Origin of the sequence: Furfurilactobacillus entadae, from assembly GCF_045862745.1 — a bacterium.
Taxonomy (GTDB): Bacteria; Bacillota; Bacilli; order Lactobacillales; family Lactobacillaceae; genus Furfurilactobacillus; species Furfurilactobacillus entadae.
This window is the reverse complement of sequence record NZ_BQXN01000055.1, coordinates 1-629: the sequence shown is the minus strand read 5'-3', so window position 1 is coordinate 629 and position 629 is coordinate 1. Positions and strand designations below refer to the sequence as shown.

General features: G+C 41.7%; 1 protein-coding gene. It reads right to left on the bottom strand.

Annotated elements, in window-relative coordinates; translation table 11 throughout:
• A partial coding sequence (locus ACKTR5_RS11720) for an IS3 family transposase (protein WP_407881690.1) occupies window positions 1-629 on the bottom strand: 629 nt, incomplete at both ends.

The window sequence follows — 629 nt, the reverse complement described above, 5'->3', positions numbered from 1 at the left end:
TAATGGGGCTAATGAGAATGCCAAATTCGGATGAGCACCAATTGACCATGTTAAGATTCGCTTACTACAGAGATCTTTAACGATCTCTAAATAAACCTTATCACCGTTACCAGCTTTAAGTTCGGTGATGTCAGCGACTAGCTTTTGATAGAGTCGGTCACTCGTATTTCTGCGACGTAATTGATTTTTAACGGTTTTCCCTCGAGGTCCTTTAGATGAATCATATTTGCGAGTGCGTTGTCGATAACGATTACTATTCAAGCCTAGCTCACGCATCAAGCGTTGAATACACTTGTGGTTAGGCTGAGGCAATCCTTGTGTTGCACACAGTTTTCTCACAACTACTGATACCCGTGGAACACCATAGTTGCCATGATGTTCATTGAAAACCGTCGTAATCATGCGTTTTAACTTGGCAAACCTATCGGGTTGCTTAAATTTTGCTTGCCAATATTGAAAGACAGACATTGAAATCGGTAAAGCCGCAATCAAGTCAACTAATCGGTATTTGGCCCTGAGCTCGATGATGACTTGTGCGAGTTCTTGGTTGGATGCTTTCTCAAGGCTTGTAATTTTTTTAACGCGTCTAAGCGTATCCGCAATGATAAATTCTCTTGTTCGAGGCGTTT